Raw genomic sequence first — 20,832 nt, 5'->3', positions numbered from 1 at the left:
TTACGGTATGCTGTGTGCGCCGGAAAACCGAGCCGCCACCAGGAGGATTCTTCATGGCCGCATTTTCGATTCTGAGTTTCATCACCGTTTTTGCCGTCTGCATTCTCTGGGCGACCCGCCCAAATCGGTCTCATAAATCCCATTAGGCTGGCTTTCTCGCTACCCCTCCCACAATACATTTTTTCATAGATTCTGCCCGGATCTCCATTTAAAGGGATGCTCGCGTTCATTCTGTGCGCAGAGAAGGTTATATCTATGTCAATGGCATTAAAGGGTATACTGGACGCAAACAGCTTCCAATTTATGCCGCGCATACTTGGCAAGCGACTTGCTCTAAGTTGTCCGTCGTCCGCGATCCCGTTGCATGGAGAAGTCTTCCCAAACCCGGATCACAGTACTCCTGCTCGCTCTCTTCACAGTCGCAGCAGCAGTCTTTGCGTCGTTTAATTTCGTCCAGGAAAACAATTATCAGTCGCCGACCGACGGGGTCTGGTGGGTTGAGGCTCATGGCGGCCTGGTAGCCCAGCGTATAACGCATGGAGGCCCGGGGGAGCGCGCCGGCCTGAAGCCGGGCGACCTGATGATCGCGGCCAATGACCATGCCACGCCACGCTGGGCATCCCTGACCCGTGAGATGGTCAGGACCAAGGCTTACAACACCATCACTTACACGATCGTGAGGCATGGCGTAAAGCTGCCGGTGCCGGTCATCCTCGACGCCCTTGATCGTAATTTCGACCAGGCCTTCCGCGTCATCGCGCTGGTCTATCTCGGCATCGGCCTCTATGTGCTGTTTCGCCGCTGGACGGCGCCGCACTCGACGCACTTTTACATCTTCTGCCTGGTCTCGTTTGTTCTCTATGCCTTCAAGTACACGGGCGAATTCAATGTCCTTGACCAGATCGTTTACTGGGGCAACATCCTCGCCGAGGGCCTGCAGCCGGCGCTCTTCCTGCATTTCGCGCTGGCGTTTGCCGATGAGAAGGGTCATCGCCGCCCGCGGCTGATGTCGCTGGTCTACCTGCCGGCTGTCTTTGTGGTCGGCGTGCGGGTCCTGGCCATCGTTCACTGGTCTGCGACCGAGGTTCTGCGCCACCGGCTGGACCAGATCTCCACCGGCTACATGGCGGTTTTCTACGTGCTGGCCGCCCTGGTGCTTTACTACAGCTACCGCAGCACGCACATCCCGCTGCGCCGGCAGCAGCTGAAGTGGCTCACCCGCGGCACACTGGTTGCGATCACGCCTTACACGCTCTTCATCGCGATTCCTTATCTTGCGAATATGGTGATGCCGGACGTGATCACCAAGATCGCCGGCATTGCGATGGTCTTCCTGCCGCTGACCTTCAGCTGGGCCATCGTCCGCTACCGGTTGATGGATACCGACCTGATCTTCAAGCGCGGCGTCACCTATACGCTGGCGACAGCGGCCCTGGTCGGCTTCTACTTCGCGGTTGTCGCCATCGCAGCCGAGGTTGTTCACACCAGGCTGCCTCGCGCCGGCGCCTGGGGGCTGATTGCTGCCATCATCATCACGGCGCAGCTCTTTGACCCGATCAAGCGGATGATCCAGGAGCGCGTGGATCGCATCTTCGACCGCAAGCGCTACGACTATCGCCAGACCCTGATCGACTTCGGACGCGGCATCAACTCGCAGACCGATCTGCGTACCCTGCTGAACTCCATCGTGGACCGCCTGCCGCGCACCCTGCTGGTCACGCGCGTTGCGGTCTTCCTTGCCGACGCCTCGGGCAGCTTCGTGCTGGCGGCCGATCATGGACTGGCGTCGACCCTGCACGGCCTCGACAGCCGGCTCGATCTCAGCTTCCTGAATTTCAATCGTGCCGACTCCGAATCGCACATCTTCTTCGAGAACCCGCAGCAGGCCCTGCACCTGACCGAGAGCCAGCGGCATACGACCGCCCTGCTCGACCTGAACTACTACCTGCCCTGTCGCGTGAAAGACAGCGCCATTGCCGCCATCGGCCTGGGGCGCACGGCAGATGGAGACTTCCTCTCGAGCGAAGATGTCGAACTGCTCGAATCGATGGCCAGCTATCTCGGTATCGCCCTGCAGAATGCACAGCTGTACGCCAGCCTGGAGCAGAAGATCTCCGAGTACGAGCGACTGAAGGAATTCAACGAGAACATCGTCGAGTCGATCAATGTCGGCATTCTCGCCGTCGATCTCGAGGACCGCATCGAGAGCTGGAATTCTCAGATGGAAGTGATGTACGCGCTGCCGCGAGCCGACGCGATGAAGCAGCCGCTCTCGACCGTCTTCCCCGCGCTGCTGATGGACGAGTACCAGCGCGTAAAGAACGAGCCTGGCGTACATAACCTCTACAAATTCCGCCTCGAAACGCGCACCGGTGAAGTCCGCATGGCCAACATTGCCATTGCGCCGCTGGTCTCTCGCGACTTCAAGACCGTAGGCCGCATCATGCTGGTCGATGACATCACCGATCGAACCGAGCTCGAAGCCCAGCTATCGCAGGCGGAGAAGCTCTCCTCGATCGGCCTGCTGGCCGCCGGCGTGGCGCATGAAGTAAACACGCCGCTGGCCGTGATTTCGTCGTACACCCAGATGCTGACCAAGCAGATGCGCGGCGACGAACGGCTTTCGCCGCTGCTCGACAAGATCACGCAGCAGACCTTCCGCGCTTCGGAGATCGTCAACGGCCTGCTGAACTTTTCGCGTACCGGCACCACGGAGTTCCGTGAGACTGATCTGAATGCCATCATCCGCGATACGCTCACGCTGATCGAACACCAGTTCAAGACCTCGCAGGTCACGCTGGATACCTCGCTGCTGCCGCAGTTGCCGCCGATCCTCGGCAATGCGGGCAAGCTGCAACAGGTCTTCCTTAACCTCTTTCTGAATGCAAAGGACGCCATGAACGGCGGCGGTACCCTGCGCATTGCAACCGAGCTGAACGGCCTGGTCAGTGTCGCCATCTCCGACACCGGATCGGGCATCGCCCCCGAACATCTGCAGAAGATCTACGATCCATTTTTCACCACCAAATCCGCACCCAAAGAGGGCGAACGCCGTGGCACCGGGCTCGGACTCGCCGTGACCTACGGCATCATCCAGGAGCACGCCGGCAAGATACACGTCGAGAGCCACATGGGCGCCGGCACGACCTTCTACCTTGAATTTCCAATGTTAAGGAAACCCGCGCATGTCTGAGGAAACCGTCGCCATCTCCCCGCTTCCCCCGATCGAACAGACGGAAGCAGGGCAACGCATTCTGATCATCGATGACGAAGCAGCCATCCGCGAGTCGCTTGAAACCCTCCTGATGCTCGAGGGCTACACTGTCGAGCTGGCCATTAATGGCGAAGAGGGTCTCGAACGCATCGAGCACAACTCGTACGACCTGATACTGCTCGACCTGGCGCTGCCCGGCAAGAACGGACTCGAGGTGCTGCAGCTGATCCGTGAACGCCAGCCCGCGCTGCCGGTCATCATGATCACTGCTTACGGCAAGGTCGACAACGTCGTCGAGGCGATTCGCACCGGCGCGCAGAACTTCGTCCAGAAGCCCTGGGATAATGAAAAGCTCCTTGCCGACATTCGCTCGGCGATTGGCCGCTATCGTGCCGAAGAAGAGAATGCCCAGCTGCGCCGCGCGCTCAAGCAGCGGTACAGCTTCTCGAACATCATCGGCAAGAGCGAAGTCATGCTGCGCATCTTCGACCTGGTGGCACAGGTCGCGCCCAGCCGCTCGACGGTACTGATTCAAGGGGAAAGTGGAACCGGTAAAGAACTGATCGCCAAGGCGCTCCACGCTAACTCCGGCCGCCGCGACAAACCCTTTGTCCCCGTCAACACTGGCGCCATGCCGACCGACCTGCTCGAATCGACGCTCTTCGGACATGTCAAAGGCGCGTTTACCTCGGCGATCTCCGGGAAGAAGGGCCTGTTCGAAGTCGCCAACGGCGGCACGCTTTTCCTCGACGAGATCGGCACCATGGGCATGGACACGCAGGCCAAGGTGCTGCGTGTTCTTCAGGACAAGCGCTTCATGCAGTTGGGCGGCGTCCACGAGATCCAGGTCGACGTGCGCATCATCGCGGCTACGAACGTCGATCTGCGCCAGGCCGTGCGCGAAGGCAAGTTCCGCGAAGACCTGTTCTATCGCCTGAATGTGATCGCGGTCGATCTGCCGCCGCTGCGCAACCGCCGCGAGGATATTCCGCTGCTCGCCAATCATTTCCTGCGCTACTACACCGAGGAGAACAGCCTGCCGGAGCGCACCCTTTCTCCGGATGCGCTCCGGGCACTGGTCGATTATGACTGGCCTGGCAACGTCCGCGAGCTCGAAAACGTGATCGAGCGCGGTGTGGTCCTGTCCTCTGCGCCAGTCATCGGGTCGGAGCTGCTGCCCGGCCACCTGACAGGCCGCAGCTACTCCACCAGCCTCCTGGAGCACAGCCCGGACTCGTCGCTCTTCGATATTCTCGAAGACATCGAGCGCCGGATCATCATCGAGAAGCTCGAACGATGTAACTGGAACCAGACCGAGGCGGCCGAGCAGTTTCGGATTCCGCTCTCGACTCTCAACCAGAAGATCAAGCGCCTGAACATCGAAATCAGGAAGCGGTCGAAAGAGTAGGCGCGAAAATTGGCGTAAGGAGAGTGGTAGTCTCGGTTTAGCGTTTTCTTTCTAAACCGATCCGGACCAACAGAGCATCCAAAGACTGACGAACCCATGCCAATCGCCTCGCTTGATACGACTGCAAAAAAGGGTGTTGCCGCCGTCCAGGACTATTCGCTCCTATCGGCCCGCGCCCTGGGAAATCTCTTCCGCCGCCCGTTCTACTATGCGGACCTGGTCAACCAGGCCGACCTGATCGGCGTCGGATCGCTGCCGATTGTCATCCTGACCGGGTTCTTTCTCGGCGGTGCGCTGGCACTCCAGTCCTCCGCAACGCTCTCCCAGTTCGGGGCAGCGGCTTTCACCGGCCAGCTGGTCAGCTTTTCCATGATCAAGGAGATCGGGCCGGTCATCACGGCTCTCATGGTCTCCGGCCGGAATGCCTCAGGCATGGCCAGCGAACTCGGTTCCATGGTCGTCACCGAGCAGATCGACGCCATGCGCGCCCTCGGCACCGACCCGCTTAAGAAGCTGGTGATGCCTCGCATCGTCTCGACGATCGTCATGCTCTTCTTCCTGACGATTCTCTCCGATGCCGTGGGTATCCTCGGCGGCGGCTGCGTGGCCGTCTTCATGCTCGGGCAGGATGCTTCGCAATACCTGCATAACGCTTACCAGTCGCTGCGCTTCGCGGACATAGCCCAGGGCCTCATTAAACCGCTCATCTTCGGCTTCGTGCTTTCGACTATCGGCTGCTACTACGGCATGAACACGCGCGGCGGCACGCAGGGCGTAGGACGCGCTACGACACAGGCAGTGGTCGTCTCCTCAGTTTTGATCATCGCCAGCGACTTCATCATCATCCGGCTGATGATCGGCCTCTTCGGGCGCTAAACGATGACCGTAGCCGAGATGCTCGCCGAGAAACCGGCCAACGAAGTTTATCCCGATGCTCCGGCGATCCGCTTTGAGAATGTGTCGATCGGATTTGACGGCAAGAGTGTGCTTGAAGATATCTCGTTCGAGGTGAAGCGCGGGGAGACGCGCATTCTGCTGGGACCGGCAGGCGTGGGCAAGAGCGTTCTGCTGAAGCTGGCCAACGGGCTTATCAAACCCGACTCGGGAAAAATCTTCGTCTTCGGCTTTGAAGTCAGCGCCATGCGCGAGCAGGACCTTTACAAGCTGCGTGACATCATCGGCACTGTCTTCCAGGAAGGCGCTCTCTTTGACTCGCTGACGGTACGCGACAACGTGGGCTATCGCCTGACCGATGAACACGTGCCGGAAGCCGAGATCACCGAGCGCGTGACGGAAGCCCTGCGCTTCGTCGAGCTGGAACACACTCTCGACAAGCTGCCCTCGCAGCTCTCGGGCGGCATGCGCCGCCGCGTGGCCATTGCGCGGGCCATCATCACCAAGCCCAGTCTCCTGCTTTACGACTCGCCCACCGGCGGCCTCGACCCCATCACCTCGACCACCATCATTGAACTGGTTGTGAAGCAGCGAGATGTCTACAAGACCAGCGCCCTGCTGGTCACACACCGTCTGCAGGACGCCTTCACGATGGTCAGCCACCAGTTCAACAAGGAAACAAACAGCATGGAGCCGCTGCCAGATCACCAGAATGATCCGAAGACCAGCTTCCTGGTGCTGCACCAGTGCAGGCTTGTCTTCGACGGCTCGACGCACGACCTTGTGGCTTCGGACGATCCGTTCATTAAGGAATATCTTTCGTAAGACAAGGCTCAGAGCGTGGAACCCGGTTTCTTGCTCTTCGTTTCCCACTCCGAACGTGGGCACCGCAGAAAAAAGACTGTCGGCGCACCTGTGTTACCCTCGAATTCCTGACTCCGCCCGCTTATGAACCCCGCAGACACGGTTTCCGATCCGGAACTCGATCATCCTCCGCTACACGATCTGGCATCGCCCGCGCAGTTCGCGTGGGTCGTGCTACCGTATGCGATCTACATCGATTTTGTGACGAATGGCAGCGCTTCCCTGCTGCTGCGCCGTGCAGGATTGCCGCTCGACCAGGTCGCAAACGCCATCGCCCTGCTTGGGATTCCATCTTTTATCTATTTCCTCTGGAGTCCGGTCGTCGATCTGGGGCTGCGCCGGCGTACATGGCACTTCGTCTCAACGCTGGTGTCGGCCGCGGCTCTGCTCGCCGGCTCACTGGCTCTTGAGCATCATCCTTCATGGGCGGTCTGGCTTTACTTTGCAGGCCTTTTTTTCTGCATGATGATCTCCTCGGCATACGGGGGACTGATGGCTGCCATGCTTACGCCCAGCAGCCGCGCGCGCGGAGCCGCCTGGGCGCAGGCCTCGAACCTGGGCGGCGGAGCGGTCGCCACCGGGTTGATCCTTTGGCTGGCGCTCCATCTCAGGGCATCGCTCTGGGCTCCCATTGCCGCATTGCTCATGGTGCTGCCCGCGGTTGCGGCGCTTTTCCTGAAAGAGCCTGCGCGCCATCACCATCCGAAGCTGAGCGAACATCCCCGAGCTGTTCTGCGAGAGCTGCGAGCCACCTGCCTCGAGCCGGCCAACTTCTTCGGATTGCTTCTGCTGCTGGCTCCTCCCGGCGCAGGCGCTCTTATCGGCCTGCTGCCCGCCATCGCGTCTGATTACCACGTTTCGGGCGACTCGGTCGTCTGGATCAATGGAGTTGGCGGAGGCCTGCTGATGGGGCTCGGCTGTCTCGCCGGAACACTCGTTCCCGCAGGTATCGACCGGCGGATTGCATATGCGTCAGCCGGCGCTATAAACGCGATTCCCGCCTTTTTTCTCGCCTTCGCCACTCCGGGTTACGCCGTTTATATGGTGGGAACGGTTATCTACCTGTTCACCATCGGTCTTACGTCCAGCGTGTGCATGAGCCTGATTCTTGACGTGGTCGGTGCGGTTCGACGCGGTGGAAGTCTGCGTTATTCCCTCTTGAGCTCCCTGCAATATCTGCCTATTGCCTATATGACGTGGCTCGAAGGGGTGGCTTCGAAACACTTCGGCTTCCGTGGCATTCCCGGGGCGGAAGCGGTCAGCTGCCTCTTCGATCTTCCGCTGATTGCGGTCTGGTCGCTGTGGTATCTGCGTAGCCGCCGACGGCAGACGCTCGCCGCCGCCTGAAAGTTGCGGAAATCATTCACTGGGGCGCTGGCGCAACCCCTTCATTCGGACCGCGTCTAATCATGCAGGAATGTCTGCCGGTTACCCACTCCGGTATTCACCGCGCTGACTATGCACCTGCCCAAGCTGGAACGCCGACCGGAACTCGATGCGTTACGAGGACTCTTCCTGGTCTGGATGACGCTGACGCACCTCCCTACACGCTTCAGCGACTTCGTGAACCAGCCCATCGGCTTCGTCACCTCCGCAGAGGGTTTCGTCTTTCTTTCGGCTCTGCTCGTCGGGAGAATCTACATCCGTGAACTGATGCGCGATGACGTGAAGGCACGCACCAAGCTTTGGAAGCGGTCTTTCAAGGTCTACGGCTATCACCTGCTGATGCTGGCGTTTGCGTTCACCATCGCGGCCGCGTTCGCGGTGCATACGCATAAGGCCGCGCTGTTGAACCTGCTGGATTTCTACCTCGCGCATCCGTTTGTCGCGATCGTTGGTTCGGTGCTGCTGCTCTATTGCCCGCCGCTGCTCGACATTCTGCCGATGTACGTGACCTTCCTCTTTTTCACGCCGCTCGTGCTTTCGGCGTCACTGCGCTTCGGCTGGAGAAAAGTGCTTGCCGCAAGCGGCCTGGTGTGGCTACTCGCGCAGTTCGGACTGCGCGATCTCGTGCATAACCAGATCGTTCATATCACCCATCTGAAGATTCCTCTCCAGGAAACCGGCGCCTTCAATCTTTTTGCCTGGCAGGCGGTCTGGACGATTGGGCTTTGGCTGGGAGCGCGCTCGGCTACGGGTGTCTTCCCGCTCAAGAAGCTGCCTGCGTGGACGGTTCCGGTGTCCGCGGCAGCATGCGTCTTCTTCATAGGGGTCCGTCACAACTGGCTCGGGCCGCACCTGACGCAGCAGACCCTGGGTCTTTCCCTGGACAAGTGGCAGATCGGCCCGCTCCGCGCCCTGAACCTGGTCGCTTTCTCGATTGTTTTCTTCTGGATGCGGCGTTTCCTGCTGCCTCTGGTTGCTCGAGAGCCTTTCCTGACGCTCGGCAAGGCTTCGCTGCACGTCTTCTGCGCCCATGTTTTCTTTGTCTTCGGCGGTCTGGCGCTGCTTTACGGCGAGGTCGCTCAGCTACATGGGCTGGCTGCGGTTTCGCTGGTGGTGGTCACGCTTTCAGGGCTGATCCTCGTTGCGCTGCGCGAGGTAAGAAAGCGGACCGACAAGGGATCGTCGGGCAAACCCTCCACCGCATTTACGCCGTCCACTGCTGAAACCATCCGCGAGCTTGGCGAGCAGGCACCACTTGAATATGCTGCCGCCGGCCATGAAACGACCGGCGACTAAACCGCGACAGTAAAAGTATCTTCGGTGCGCGTGACCGAGCGATAAAGCGTGTCACGCTCCACCGGAACCCGCCCTGCCTCGGTGATGAGGCGCACCAGGTCCTGGCGGCGTAATCCCTGTGGCGTGGTTGCGCCAGCGTCGTGGTAAATCTTCTCTTCGATGACGGTGCCGTCGATATCGTCAGCGCCAAAGCGCAGGGAGATCTGCGCGATCTTCGCCGACATCATCTGCCAGTAAGCCTTGATGTGCGGGAAGTTGTCGAGCACGAGGCGGCTGACCGCGATCTGACGAATGTCAGTCAGTCCAGTCGTGCGCGGCAGGTGCGAGAGCGGCGTGTTATCGGGATGGAATGCCAGCGGGATAAACGTCTGGAAGCCGTTCGTCTCATCCTGCACCGCGCGCAGCTTCATCAGGTGGTCAACACGATCTTCATCGTTCTCGATATGGCCGTACAGCATGGTGGCGTTTGACTTCAGGCCTGCCTGGTGAACCATGCGTGCCGTGTCGAGCCACTCGCTGCCGTCAATCTTGTGATCGCAGATGATGTGACGAACACGATCCGCGAAAATTTCAGCACCACCACCGGGCATGGAATCTACGCCGGCTTCTTTCATGCGGCGCAGCGTCTCAGGAATCGTGAGCTTGGCGCGGCGTGCGAGAAACGCAACCTCGACCATAGTGAAGGCTTTGATATGTACTTTGGGAAAGCGCTGCTTCAGACCGGTAACGAGATCGAGGAAGTACTCGAGCGGCAGGTCGGGATGCAGGCCACCGACGATGTGGAACTCGGTCACTGCTTCGCTGTATCCGGAAGCAGCCGTCTCCCACGCCTGCTCGAGCGCCATGGTGTAGGTCCCGTCAGTTCCCTTTTTACGGCCGAAGGCGCACAGCCTGCAGGATGCAACACAGACGTTGGTCGGGTTGATATGACGATTCACATTGAAATATGCGACGTCGCCGTGCAGCTTTTCGCGAACGTAGTTTGCCAGCCAACCGACGGCCAGGATATCGGGCGAGCGATAGAGAGCGACCCCATCTTCAAAGTTGAGGCGCTCGCCCGCGAGAACCTTTTCCGCAATAGGGTTCAGACGGGCGTCATCCGTCACAAATGTCGACGTAGCTTCTTTCACTCTGGCCTCGGTTGTCATCACTCTTTATGATAAAGCACGGGGCTGCGGCGATTCCTTTTTCTCTTCCGCGCAGCATGACGATGCTCCGGGTGCTGTTACTATTCGTCAAGAAGATCAATACAAGCTTTTTGTTTCCTTACCGTTTGCCCATACGCATGCACTCTTCTCCTAGTCGCCTGGTAATTCTGGCTCTTCTGCTGGGGCCATTCATCGCCGCCCCGCGCGGCGACGCGCAAAATGCTGCCACCCTGCCCGCGGTCACGTCCTACAACCTTAATAAGGTCAAAGTCAGCCTGCCCGGCGATCTGGCGGGTCAGGTAAACATGCTGCTCATCTCTTTTCAGCCGGAGCAGCAAAAAGATATCGATAGCTGGTCGCCGGCAGCGCAAAGCCTGCTGCATACCACCCTTGGCTTCCGCTGGTATCGCCTTCCTGTCTCCGGACCTGAAAATATGATCTTTCGCTGGTGGGAAAACTCCTCGATGCGAAGCGATGAGACCGATCCGGAAACCTGGCCGTGGATTATTCCCTTGTACGTAAACAAGGACGAGTTCCGGCGCAGCCTGCAGATCGCCAATGAGAAGGAAATAGCGGTGCTGCTGACTGACAAGCAGGGACACGTCTTATGGCGCGCTTCCGGCCCTCTAACTCCTGCGAGCCGCGCAGCCCTCGAGTCGGCGGTTGCAGCCGCAAAGACTTCACACCCGTAACGCTCGCCGCATCGTAAGGGCATCGAGCGTGCCCATATAGTAGCCGGCGATCCTGCCTGTTTCGACGAACCCTGCTTCCCGATAGAAGGCCTGTGCGCCGGCATTGTCCACCGCTACCTCCAGCTCGATCGCCTCGGTACCGGCACACACTGCTCCTTCAAGAATTGCTTCCATCAGGACACGGCCAACCCCCAGGCGTCTCATTCCGGCAGCAACATCGATGGTGATCAGGTGCATGAGTGTGGGAGATACCTGCTCGGCAACGATGAAACCTGCCAGCTTCCGATCTTCTTCAGCGATAAGCGAGAGCGAGATGGTTTCGAAGAGAAAATACGCCAGCTCTTCCTTCGAATAAGCAATACCCTCCGGAAAGCACTGCTGATCCAAAACAAAAAGAGCGTCAAGGTCTTCAACCCTGACGCTCCTCAGTTTCAGCATGACGGCTAGTTCCCCTGCGCCGATCCGGGCGAACCGATGGTGACTGGTTCGACCACGACGCCGTCATAAAGGGACGCGCCGATGAGGCGGCCTCCAATGGAGTGCACCATGCGCACCTTCCAGCCCGCATCCCACCACTTCCAGCTCTTGTTATCGGCGTTCATCGCGAAGACGAGCGTCGAATCGCTGGAGGTGAGAATGATCTTCTGCAGACCGGCATCGTAGTCGATGTGGTTGATGTTGCCCATCGGCAGGTTTGCTACCTGCTGCCAGGTGGCGCCACGATCGTTACTGTAGAAAGCACCCTGCAGGCCGCCGAGCCAAAGTGTTCCGTTCGGATCGGTTGCGAGAGCGCGCACCAATGTCAATTTGGCAGGCAGCGGAATCTGTTTCCAGGTGATGCCGCTGTCCTCGGAGAGACGCAGATCGCTGCGACGGCCGGCGAAAACGATCGGCCCGTGCGCATCGACAAAGCGATAGTCGGGATCGTTGAGAATCGGTCCTGACCATGTAGTTCCGTTTGTCGTGCTGCGGTAGACGCCTTCGGCGGTTGCGGCGAACCAGACAGGACCATCCACGGAAAGATCGGTCACCTGTGAGTCGATCGTCGTAGGCTTGGAGCTTTCGGAAACGGTCTTCTTGACCCGCTTGCCGCGAACCTTCACATACGTGACCTTCTCAGTAGTATTGACCACCTTGCCGTGTGCTTGCCACGTCGAACCATCCCAATGAAAGATTCCATGACTGGTGCCGGCGTATACGCTGCCGTCACTGGACTGAGCAAGATCGAAAACGTCCCGCCCATCGAGGCCTGCGCTCTGCTGCTTCCAGCTGGTGCCCCGATTCTGTGAGACGAAGACACCACCGTAGCTCTTGTCGTTGACGACTCCAGCGTAGAGGGTTTCGTTGTTCTTCGAATCGGCGAGAAAGGCCGTAACCTGACGCTGGGAGAAGCCCCCATTGCTGGCCTGGAAGGTCGCCCCGGAGTCCTGGCTGGCCAGTACTCCGCTGCGATCGGTCGCCAGCAGTACATGCTGAGGGTTCTTCGGATCGACGTAAACGTCGTTGATGATGACATCCGGTCCGGTCATGCGCGACCAGTTCGTGCCGCCATCGAGCGTTTTGTAAAGGCCTTCCGTCGTGCCCGCGTAAACGATCTTGTGGTTCGAAGGATCCTGCTGCAGGACGCGTGTGCGTCGCGCTGTTGAAGGAATGCCCTGGATCTTGCGGAAAAGCTCTCCGCCGGTTTCGCTCTGATAGATTCCCGAGCAGGCGCTCGCGTAGATCAGGCTGGGCATCTGCGGATCGATGATGATCGAGAAGACGTCGGAGTCATCGATCAGGCCCTGCTTAATGTTGTGCCAGTTCGCACCGCCGTCGGTCGTCTTCCAGGGAAGATGCCAGGTACCGGCGTAGATCGTCTTCGGATCGCCTGGATCGATGGCGATCGATTCCACCTTGTGAATCTCACCGCTGCCCGGCGGGCTGATTTCCTTCCAGTGCACGCCGGCATCGCTGCTCTGATAGATACCCGCGATTGTGCCAGCGACAAGGATATTGGAGTTCGATGGCGCCTGAGATAGCGCGCGGACCGACTGACCGTCCATATCCGGAATGGTGGCCCAGGTCTTACCGGCGTCATGGCTGATAAAGACACCGCCAGAGTTGCGATCAAGCTGCCAGACGCCCGCGTAGATCGTTTTAGGATTCGCCGAGTCCACAACGATGTTATCGACAACCAGATCATCTACCTTGCCGAGGTGAGGGAGACGTTGCCACTTGGTGCCACCATCTGTCGACTCATATACCCAGCTGCTGGTTGTTCCCATATAGATATGGGAAGAGTTCTTGGGATCATAGGCAAAACTGCGTGCATCGCCGCCTTCAGGTCCCACGGCGATCCACGGTACGGTTGCGGCCCGAGCGGCCTGAAAGGAAGGTTGGAGCACACTACCAGCTAAACCAAGGAGCAATGCAAAGTAAGTTCGCTTCATCATTCTGTTAAATACCGATTTACACATGATACGGAGAATTCGCGGTCACCGAGATAACGTTTCGGATACTCCTATTAGATGAGGGGAAATACCTCGGCGCCATACAACAAAAGGGGCTGACCGGAATCCGGTCAGCCCCTTTTCATTTGTTTCGGTTAAGGGTTACTTGGCAGCCTTCTTTTTGTGATGCGGACGGGCGTGGCCATTACGGGGCTGAACCTTCACAGAAGCTTCATCCACCGGAGTGGTTCCCGTCACATCGTGGTCGAAGTTGGCTCCGGCCGGTACGAGGTAGTTGTTGACCTCATCCGTTCCCGAGCTTCCCGTACGAACCGAGATGCGGCTGGCGTCGATACCCTTCTCCTTGACCAGGTAGTCCTTGGTGTTGACGGCGCGCTGCGCGGCAAGCTTGGGCTTGGCGGAGTTGCCGACAACTACCAGGCTGGCATCGGACGAACGCTGCGCGTTCAGGGCGACATCATCCAGGCAGCCCTTGGCGTCGTTGTCCACGCGAGCCGGACGGCGCTTGTCGTGGTTGAACTGGATCGCGCACAGAGTCTGCGTCGACGGCGGCGGCGGCGGCGGGGCAGCCACGTTGACCGAGGTGGTCGCCGAAGCTGTATGGCCCTTGTCGTCAGCCACGTTGCAGGTTACTGTGATTGCGCCCGAAGGTGCACCGGTCGTGGACAGGGTTGCGGTCGAACCCGAGCCGCTCACCGTGCCCGAAGAGGCGGTGTAGCTGTAGGTCAGCGGACGATTCTGCGGGCTTACACCCTGGGCAGTGATCGTGGCGCTGTCACCCGGCTTCACTTCAGTCGGATTGGCCACGCAGCTTACTGTCGGCGGCTCGTAGTCCTTGACGGTGAACTGGGCCGAGCAGTCAGCCGACTCACCAGGCTTGTTGCCTTCGGAGACGTGACCGGTAACAGTGTAGGTGCCAGCCGAGAGGCTTGCGGTGTCGACCTTGCCGGTCGAATCCGTGCCGCTGACCGTCACACCCTGGCCGCCCCAGTTATAGGTGGCAGTCTTCTTGGGGTTCAGGTTCGAGGCAGTGCCGGTAACGGTGACAGGCTCACCCGGGAATACCGAGCTCGGGGTCGCCGAGCAGGCATACTGGACCGGAGGAGGCGGAACGATCGAGCCCATCTTGAAGACAAGGCCGGCGCTCAGGCGGGCGTTGCCGGGATTCGCACGGCCACCATAGACCGCTTCCGGTCCATAGTTCACGTGGAAGTACTCGTAATCAGCCTGGAAAAGGCGAAGACCGAGATGGTTGTGGAAGAACGGAAGGTCGTAGTCAAGACCGCCGCCAACCGTGAGAGCCGGACCGATGGTCGACCGCAGGGTGGTGTAAGGCGGATTGTCAGGACCTTCGAGATCGACCGCACCGGCAAGGCCGTGCACGAAGGGAGTCATGCCCTGGACGGGGTAACGGAAAATGATACCGCCCTGGTAGGTCGTGGCTCCGTCGTTCTTATCCTGAGGATGGAAACCAAACTCTACCTGGCCACCAACATACTTATTAAAGTAGTAGGCGCCGCTGGCAATCGCACCGTAATCGATGGAATCGAAGGTGCCAGTGTAGGTTGTTCCATCAGGCAAAGCGGTATCTACCGTGCCCTTGGGGGCCAGGTAGGAGTAACCGGCAAAAATGTCGATCCGGGATGGGTTCGGCCCTGTGGGAGCCGCCGGCGTTGAGGACGAAGTCTGCCCATACATGCTCGATGCACCGAGTCCCACGGCACATCCTACAAGCAGAATTCGGCTCAGATTACTGAACAAACGAGAATGCATGCGTCTATTCCTCCGCAACCAAATTTAGGAAGTCTTACAAAGCGCTTAAGCCTAGAACAATACCAACTAAGCCGGGTTTACAGAACAACGCGCAGATCATCTCTGCGCAAAAGTATCGCGCGGTATTCAAGCTACCACACTTTTATTCAGTTAGAGCATAATTTCTTCAATGAGTTGCCTGAGGAGACACCGCGAAAATTACAATTTTTTTGGGGTCTCCCGGACGGTCAGAGTTACTGCAGATTGAGTGCCCTTTTCAGGCTGCCCCGTTCGCGCTGGATCTTTTCCTGCAGGAGGGTAATGGCGTACAGCAGCTGTTCCGGACGCGGCGGGCACCCGGGCACGTAGATGTCGACAGGTATTACCTGGTTGACTCCCTGGAGAAGCGCATAGTTATTGAAGACGCCGCCAGAAGTTGCACAGGCACCCATCGAAATGACCCATTTCGGTTCGGGCATCTGGTCGTAAAGGCGGCGAATGACCGGCGCCATCTTCTGCGAGACGCGTCCGGCGATGACCATCAGGTCAGACTGGCGAGGCGAGGGACGAAAGACTTCGGCTCCAAAGCGGGCCACGTCGAATCTCGAAGCTCCCATCGACATCATCTCAATCGCGCAGCAGGCCAGGCCAAACGTCATCGGCCAGACCGAATTCTTACGGATCCAGTTGATTGCCGAATCAAGCGAGGTCAGGAATACGCCGTCCGGCTGGTCATATCCGTAGCTGACTTCCTGTAACTTCTGTCGGTTTTTCGCGCTGCTTTCCAGCGATCCGAACAGATACCTGTCCTGCATGATTTCGCTCATGTCTTTCACTATACGCGCTTTCCCGCTGCATCCATGGAGACAATTTTTGACATGCGATACAACCCTTACCCCGATATCAGTGAAGCTGGCAATCGCTCTAGGTCAATTCTCAGTTTGCCAATCGATAAAAGTATGTAAAAGTATTTCCACCGAACTTTGATTTCTGGCCGACACCTCTTCCGCTCCTGCCAGCGGTCGTGGCCTGGCCCTCATTTACTCTCCGGCCAAAGCAACAGAGGCACGGGACCCTGCACTGGTGTATTCGTACGTTTTACCCGTAACGTTTTGCAACGATTGTCTCCTGGAGCACTATGCGTTTTCGTCTTCTCCGGTATTTTCTGGCGTTAGTTCTGTGTATCAGCGCAGTTTCGGCATTTGCCCAGTCGACGCCCGTGGCGGCTCCTTCCACCGCCGACCGCCTTGCCAAACTCGAGGCGCAGACCGCGCAGGCGCAATCCTCCGCAGACAACGCCTGGATGCTGGTCAGCTCCGCGCTGGTGCTGATGATGACCGGGCCTGGCCTCGCCCTCTTTTACGGCGGCCTGGTGCGCAAGAAGAACGTGCTCTCGGTAATGATGCAGAGCTTTGCCATGATGGCGATCATCACGGTGATGTGGGGCATCGTGAACTACAGCCTCGCCTTCGGTCCGGGGACCAGCTTCATCGGCAGCTTTCACAACCTGTTCCTGCATGGCGTAGGACTGAATCCTGACCCCGATTACGCGGCCACGATTCCGGCGCAGACCTTCATGATCTACCAGCTGATGTTCGCCATCATCACCCCGGCGCTCATCACCGGAGCCTTCGCCGAACGCATGAAGTTCAGCGGCATGGCTGCTTTTCTCATTCTCTGGTCGATCGTGGTCTATTCGCCCATGGCTCACATGGTGTGGGGCAAGGGTGGCCTGCTCAATGCTTCGCTGGGCGGACGCTTTCCCTGCCTGGACTTCGCCGGTGGAACGGTCGTTCACGTCACCTCAGGCGTCTCCGCGCTCGTTACCGCGATTTACCTGGGCAAGCGCATCGGCTACCCCAAGGAGCCTACGCCGCCGCACTCGGTCGTGCTCAGCTTCATCGGCGCCTGCCTGCTGTGGGTGGGCTGGTTCGGCTTCAACGCCGGCAGCGCTCTGAATGCCGGCAGCCTTGCCACAAGCGCCTTCGTGAACACGCACTTTGCAGCCGCAGCAGCGGCGCTGAGCTGGGCCGCAGCCGAGTGGATCCGCAATGGCAAGCCTAGCGCTCTCGGTGCTATCTCCGGGGCAGTGGCTGGTCTTGTCGCCATCACGCCTGCAGCCGGCTTCGTTACCCCGATGTCGTCGCTCATCATCGGCTTCATCGCCGGAGTGTTCTGCTACTTCATGGTCATCAAGGTTAAGGCGATCTTCGGTTATGACGATTCGCTCGATGCCTTCGGCGTACATGGCGCCGGCGGCACGCTGGGCGCAATCCTCACCGGCATCTTTGCTACCAATGCCATTTACCCCATTTTCAAAGACAAGAATGGCAATCCGCTGCCTTCAGGCGTTGTGGACGGAAATTGGCATCAGGTCCTGAACCAGTTCATCGGCATCGCACTAGCATGGGTCATTTCGATCGTAGGCACGCTGGTTCTGCTTAAGATTGTCGATATGACCATCGGACTGCGAGTCTCGCGTGAGCACGAAATCGAGGGACTCGATATTACGCAGCATGGCGAAGAAGGCTACGACCACGCCTAAGCCATAGAAACCTGATACTCTTCATCCGGGACGATGCTATGCAGAAAATTGAAGCGGTGATCCAGCCGTCAAAGCTAGATGCAGTGAAAGATGCGCTCCTTGAAATCGGCATTGAAGGCATGACGATTCTTGAAGCACGCGGCCACGGTCGCCAAAAGGGCCATACGGAGTTCTACCGGGGACGCGAATACACGGTCGATCTTCTTCCCAAGGTCAAGATCGAAATGGTTGTGGGAGACGAACTCGTCGAGAAAGCCGTGCAGGCCATCCTCTCGTCGGCGCGCTCCGGAAAAATCGGCGACGGAAAGATTTTTATATCGAAGATCGACGACGCCATCCGTATCCGCAACGACGAGCGCGGTCCCTCCGCACTCTGACTCCTGGCAAGCTGACTCTTCACGGTTCGGGTTCTTCCGGGAACCCGAATCAACCGCTTCCAGCCGCTTGCCGATGCCGGTCGGCAAGTACACTTTATTTCTGATCTTTCCATCGACTTATGACTGCTGACTCCCAATCGATCGAGCGTCTGCGAGACCTGTATCAGCGGGAGAGCGCAGAGCTGCGCCAGATTTTCGAGCGCAATGGCGACGGGACGGCTGCAATCCGGCGCCGCTCGGCCATCGTCGATCAGATCGTCCGCCAGATCTGGGCAGCAGTCTGCGCTGAGGGCGAGCGCCCCAACATTGCGGTTGTCGCAACAGGCGGCTTCGGGCGCAAGGAACTCTTTCCCTACTCCGATGTGGACGTGCTTTACCTCTGCGGGAATGAATCGGTCGAACGGGATCACCACGAGATGCTCCGCGTGGTTACGCAAGCCATGTGGGACGTAGGGCTGCGCGCCAGCCCTGCGACTCGCACGTACAAGGAATGCGACAAGGTCGATCCAGACAATCTTGAGTTCACTATCTCGCTGCTCGACCGCCGCTTCCTTACCGGCGACCAGGCTCTTTATAAACGCCTCGAGTCAGAACTGCTGCCCTCGCTGGCGATGCGTGACTGGGACGCAATCGTTCAGAACCTTGCCGAAATGGCACGCAAGCGGCATGCAAAATACGGCAACACCATCTTTCACCTTGAGCCGAATATCAAGGAATGCCCGGGCGGCATGCGCGATTACCAACTGGCACAGTGGCTGACGCTCCTCTCGTCGGTGCAGACAGAAAAAACCTGGCCGAAGCCCACAACCAACTCCATGTGGGGCACGCATGACGAGCGCGAGCAGGCCTTCGATTTTCTCGCCTCGGCGCGATGCTTTCTGCACTACCGCAACCGCCGCGACGACAACACGCTCGACTGGCATGCGCAGGACGAAGCCGCGGCCGAGAGCATCGGGCTCGAAACACGCGGCTCGGCCGATCCTGCTTACTGGATGCGGACCTACTACCGCCATGCCCGCACTATTTTTCGCAGGGCAGTCCTTCTCGTAGATGACCTGCCTCCAGCGCGAAGGTCTTTCTATAAGCAATTTCGCCGTAAACGTACGCCCATCGCCGGAACCGACTTCTTCCTCGAGAATGGCCGACTCGATCTCGACACCTCCTCGGGCATGGAGATCGACGGAGACGCGATCCTTCGCGTCTTCGGCAATATGGCCAACAACGGTTACAAATTAAGCCAGAACGCTGAGGACCGCATTGTCGAAAACCTGCCGGTGCTGGCCGTGCAGATGCCGGAAGGCCCGTTCCTGTGGAACTGCCTGCGCGAGGTGCTTCTCGGTCCCTATGCGGCGCACACCCTACGGACGATGCACGCGCTCGGCATACTCGAGCTGCTGATTCCCGAGTTCCACGGCATCGATTCGCTGGTCATTCGCGACTCTTACCATCGCTATACAGTCGATGAGCATACCTTCCTCGTCATCAACAATGTGCATGCGCTGCGCCAGCCGCATCATGACTGGGAGAAGCGCTTTGCCACGCTGCTGCCGGAGATTGAACGGCCCGACCTCTTCTTCCTTGCCCTGCTGATGCATGACACCGGTAAGGCGCGCCGCACCGGCGATCACGCTACGCAAAGCGTCGAACTTTCTGAAAGCGTCTTTGCCCGCCTGGAATTCGACCCTGAAGAGCGCGAGACAGTGCGCCGCATTATCCGCAATCACCTTGAGCTGTCGCTCGCGCTGCGCCGCGACATCTTTGCGCCGGAGACGGTGCGTACCTTTGCCGATAAGATTGGCTCGCACGCGCAGTTGAAGATGCTGACTCTCATGACCTACGCAGATATCAAGGCAGTCGCTCCCGACGCCCTGACACCGTGGAAGGCTGAGAATATCTGGCAGCTTTACATCGGCGCATCTAATTTTCTCGATCGCAGCGTGGATGAGGTTCGCTATCACGCGGATGCCGATCCTGCTGCTCTGTCCCGCATTCTCGCGCTGGTTCCGGATCGTGCGCTGGAGTTGCGTCATTTCCTCGAAGGCCTGCCGCAACGCTATCTGCAGACCCGGCAGCCCGACCAGATCCGCAAGCACTTTCAGCTTGCGATGAATCTGCCCCAGGAGCCGGCACAGCTTCTCTTTCGCACCGTGCGCCAGTTGAACGAGATAACGCTGGTTGCGGCTGATCGTCCACTGCTTTTTGCCGATATGGCGGGCGTTCTCTCGGCCTGGGGCATGAACATCGTGAAGGCCGACGCCTTCTCGAACTCAGCGAACGTGATCGTCGATACCTTCCAGTTCAGCGACCCCTTCCAGACACTCGCGCTCAACCCGTCGGAAGTCGATCGCTTCCTGCAGAGCGTGCGCGATGTGGTGGCACAGCGGGTTCCGCTGGAGACGCTGCTGAGCTCGCGCAGCCGGTCTCGCAGGCAGGGGCAGGCAAAGGTTGCCGTGGCTCCGCGCATCGAATTCGACAATGAATCTTCAACGCACAGCACGCTCGTCCAGGTGGTTGCGGAGGATACTCCGGGACTGGTACACGCGGTCGCCCGATGTTTTGCCGAATGCCATTGCAACATCGAGATCGCGCTGATCGATACCGAGGGCGAGACAGCAATTGACGTCTTCTATCTCACCTCGGTCAACGGTAAGCTGACCGGAGCGGAAGAGCAGCAGGTTTCGGCTTCCCTTTCAGCTGTCCTCGAGGCGCTGCGCACCTAATCCAGCTGACTGTAACATCTCTGCAAACGCAACAAGCGATCATCACTGATATAAATTTGCCCAGCGCGATGTCGGCCGGGCCA

General features: G+C 58.9%; 15 protein-coding genes. 10 read left to right on the top strand and 5 right to left on the bottom strand.

From position 1 onward, the window contains the following. Positions 1 to 364: 364 nt before the first annotated feature. From LJD29_RS13750 to opgC, 6 genes are all read left to right on the top strand, one after another. Entirely contained in the window at positions 365 to 3,193 is a 2,829-nt protein-coding gene (locus LJD29_RS13750; RefSeq protein WP_446742111.1) for an ATP-binding protein, read from the top strand. Beyond that, positions 3,186 to 4,622 carry a sigma-54-dependent transcriptional regulator gene (locus tag LJD29_RS13745; RefSeq protein ID WP_446742110.1) on the top strand — a complete coding sequence of 479 codons (1,437 nt, stop codon included), beginning with the start codon at positions 3,186 to 3,188 and terminating at the stop codon, positions 4,620 to 4,622. The genes LJD29_RS13750 and LJD29_RS13745 overlap by 8 nt, the downstream gene beginning before the upstream one ends. Positions 4,623 to 4,718: 96 nt before the next feature. Then, positions 4,719 to 5,498 carry an MlaE family ABC transporter permease gene (locus LJD29_RS13740; RefSeq protein ID WP_446742109.1) on the top strand — a complete coding sequence of 260 codons (780 nt, stop codon included), beginning with the start codon at positions 4,719 to 4,721 and terminating at the stop codon, positions 5,496 to 5,498. Between the two features lie 3 nt (positions 5,499 to 5,501). Further along, positions 5,502 to 6,341 carry an ABC transporter ATP-binding protein gene (locus LJD29_RS13735; protein WP_446742108.1) on the top strand — a complete coding sequence of 280 codons (840 nt, stop codon included), beginning with the start codon at positions 5,502 to 5,504 and terminating at the stop codon, positions 6,339 to 6,341. Between the two features lie 123 nt (positions 6,342 to 6,464). After that, complete coding sequence (locus LJD29_RS13730; RefSeq protein ID WP_446742107.1) at positions 6,465 to 7,727, top strand: MFS transporter; 1,263 nt, start codon at positions 6,465 to 6,467, stop codon at positions 7,725 to 7,727. A gap of 111 nt (positions 7,728 to 7,838) precedes the next feature. After that, positions 7,839 to 9,062 carry an OpgC domain-containing protein gene (gene opgC / locus LJD29_RS13725; RefSeq protein WP_446742106.1) on the top strand — a complete coding sequence of 408 codons (1,224 nt, stop codon included), beginning with the start codon at positions 7,839 to 7,841 and terminating at the stop codon, positions 9,060 to 9,062. On the opposite strand, the gene mqnE is transcribed toward opgC, so the two are convergent. Further along, positions 9,059 to 10,210, bottom strand: a complete 1,152-nt coding sequence (mqnE, locus tag LJD29_RS13720) for an aminofutalosine synthase MqnE (RefSeq protein WP_446742105.1) — start codon at positions 10,208 to 10,210, stop codon at positions 9,059 to 9,061. The two genes, opgC and mqnE, sit on opposite strands and share 4 nt — an antisense overlap. A gap of 71 nt (positions 10,211 to 10,281) precedes the next feature. On the opposite strand from mqnE, the gene LJD29_RS13715 reads away from it, so the two are divergent. After that, entirely contained in the window at positions 10,282 to 10,902 is a 621-nt protein-coding gene (locus LJD29_RS13715; protein ID WP_446742104.1) for a hypothetical protein, read from the top strand. On the opposite strand, the gene LJD29_RS13710 is transcribed toward LJD29_RS13715, so the two are convergent. The 4 genes from LJD29_RS13710 to LJD29_RS13695 form a co-directional block, all read right to left on the bottom strand. Further along, the gene (locus LJD29_RS13710) at positions 10,891 to 11,340 is read right to left on the bottom strand and encodes a GNAT family N-acetyltransferase (protein ID WP_446742103.1); all 450 of its coding nucleotides are present in this window, start codon (positions 11,338 to 11,340) and stop codon (positions 10,891 to 10,893) included. The two genes, LJD29_RS13715 and LJD29_RS13710, sit on opposite strands and share 12 nt — an antisense overlap. Before the next feature lie 5 nt (positions 11,341 to 11,345). After that, positions 11,346 to 13,289: a WD40/YVTN/BNR-like repeat-containing protein gene (locus LJD29_RS13705; RefSeq protein ID WP_446742102.1), complete on the bottom strand. Its 1,944-nt coding sequence runs from the start codon at positions 13,287 to 13,289 to the stop codon at positions 11,346 to 11,348. Between the two features lie 207 nt (positions 13,290 to 13,496). After that, entirely contained in the window at positions 13,497 to 15,074 is a 1,578-nt protein-coding gene (locus tag LJD29_RS13700; RefSeq protein WP_446742101.1) for an OmpA family protein, read from the bottom strand. A gap of 287 nt (positions 15,075 to 15,361) precedes the next feature. Further along, positions 15,362 to 15,934, bottom strand: a complete 573-nt coding sequence (locus LJD29_RS13695; protein ID WP_446742100.1) for an NADH-quinone oxidoreductase subunit B — start codon at positions 15,932 to 15,934, stop codon at positions 15,362 to 15,364. Between the two features lie 311 nt (positions 15,935 to 16,245). Here LJD29_RS13695 and LJD29_RS13690 point away from each other — a divergent pair, with 311 nt between their 5' ends. The 3 genes from LJD29_RS13690 (at position 16,246) to LJD29_RS13680 (ending at position 20,749) form a co-directional block, all read left to right on the top strand. Next, positions 16,246 to 17,652, top strand: coding sequence for an ammonium transporter (locus tag LJD29_RS13690; RefSeq protein WP_446742099.1), 1,407 nt, complete (start codon positions 16,246 to 16,248; stop codon positions 17,650 to 17,652). A gap of 38 nt (positions 17,653 to 17,690) precedes the next feature. After that, the gene (locus tag LJD29_RS13685) at positions 17,691 to 18,029 is read left to right on the top strand and encodes a P-II family nitrogen regulator (RefSeq protein ID WP_446742098.1); all 339 of its coding nucleotides are present in this window, start codon (positions 17,691 to 17,693) and stop codon (positions 18,027 to 18,029) included. Positions 18,030 to 18,148: 119 nt separating this feature from the next. After that, positions 18,149 to 20,749, top strand: a complete 2,601-nt coding sequence (locus LJD29_RS13680; RefSeq protein WP_446742097.1) for a bifunctional uridylyltransferase/uridylyl-removing protein GlnD — start codon at positions 18,149 to 18,151, stop codon at positions 20,747 to 20,749. The last annotated feature ends 83 nt before the right edge of the window (positions 20,750 to 20,832 follow it).

Source organism: Silvibacterium acidisoli (genome assembly GCA_022870745.1).
GTDB lineage: Bacteria > Acidobacteriota > Terriglobia > Terriglobales > Acidobacteriaceae > Silvibacterium.
Note: the sequence above shows the minus strand (reverse complement) of the source record. Positions and strands in the feature narration are given on the sequence as shown.

Coding starts and splice junctions, on each gene's coding strand:
- LJD29_RS13750 (WP_446742111.1), top strand. CDS start 365: ATGGAGAAGTCTTCCCAAACCCGGATCACAGTACTCCTGCTCGCTCTC.
- LJD29_RS13710 (WP_446742103.1), bottom strand. CDS start 11,340: ATGCTGAAACTGAGGAGCGTCAGGGTTGAAGACCTTGACGCTCTTTTT.
- LJD29_RS13685 (WP_446742098.1), top strand. CDS start 17,691: ATGCAGAAAATTGAAGCGGTGATCCAGCCGTCAAAGCTAGATGCAGTG.
- opgC (WP_446742106.1), top strand. CDS start 7,839: ATGCACCTGCCCAAGCTGGAACGCCGACCGGAACTCGATGCGTTACGA.
- LJD29_RS13730 (WP_446742107.1), top strand. CDS start 6,465: ATGAACCCCGCAGACACGGTTTCCGATCCGGAACTCGATCATCCTCCG.
- LJD29_RS13680 (WP_446742097.1), top strand. CDS start 18,149: ATGACTGCTGACTCCCAATCGATCGAGCGTCTGCGAGACCTGTATCAG.
- LJD29_RS13735 (WP_446742108.1), top strand. CDS start 5,502: ATGACCGTAGCCGAGATGCTCGCCGAGAAACCGGCCAACGAAGTTTAT.
- LJD29_RS13695 (WP_446742100.1), bottom strand. CDS start 15,934: ATGAGCGAAATCATGCAGGACAGGTATCTGTTCGGATCGCTGGAAAGC.
- LJD29_RS13690 (WP_446742099.1), top strand. CDS start 16,246: ATGCGTTTTCGTCTTCTCCGGTATTTTCTGGCGTTAGTTCTGTGTATC.
- LJD29_RS13745 (WP_446742110.1), top strand. CDS start 3,186: ATGTCTGAGGAAACCGTCGCCATCTCCCCGCTTCCCCCGATCGAACAG.
- LJD29_RS13740 (WP_446742109.1), top strand. CDS start 4,719: ATGCCAATCGCCTCGCTTGATACGACTGCAAAAAAGGGTGTTGCCGCC.
- mqnE (WP_446742105.1), bottom strand. CDS start 10,210: ATGACAACCGAGGCCAGAGTGAAAGAAGCTACGTCGACATTTGTGACG.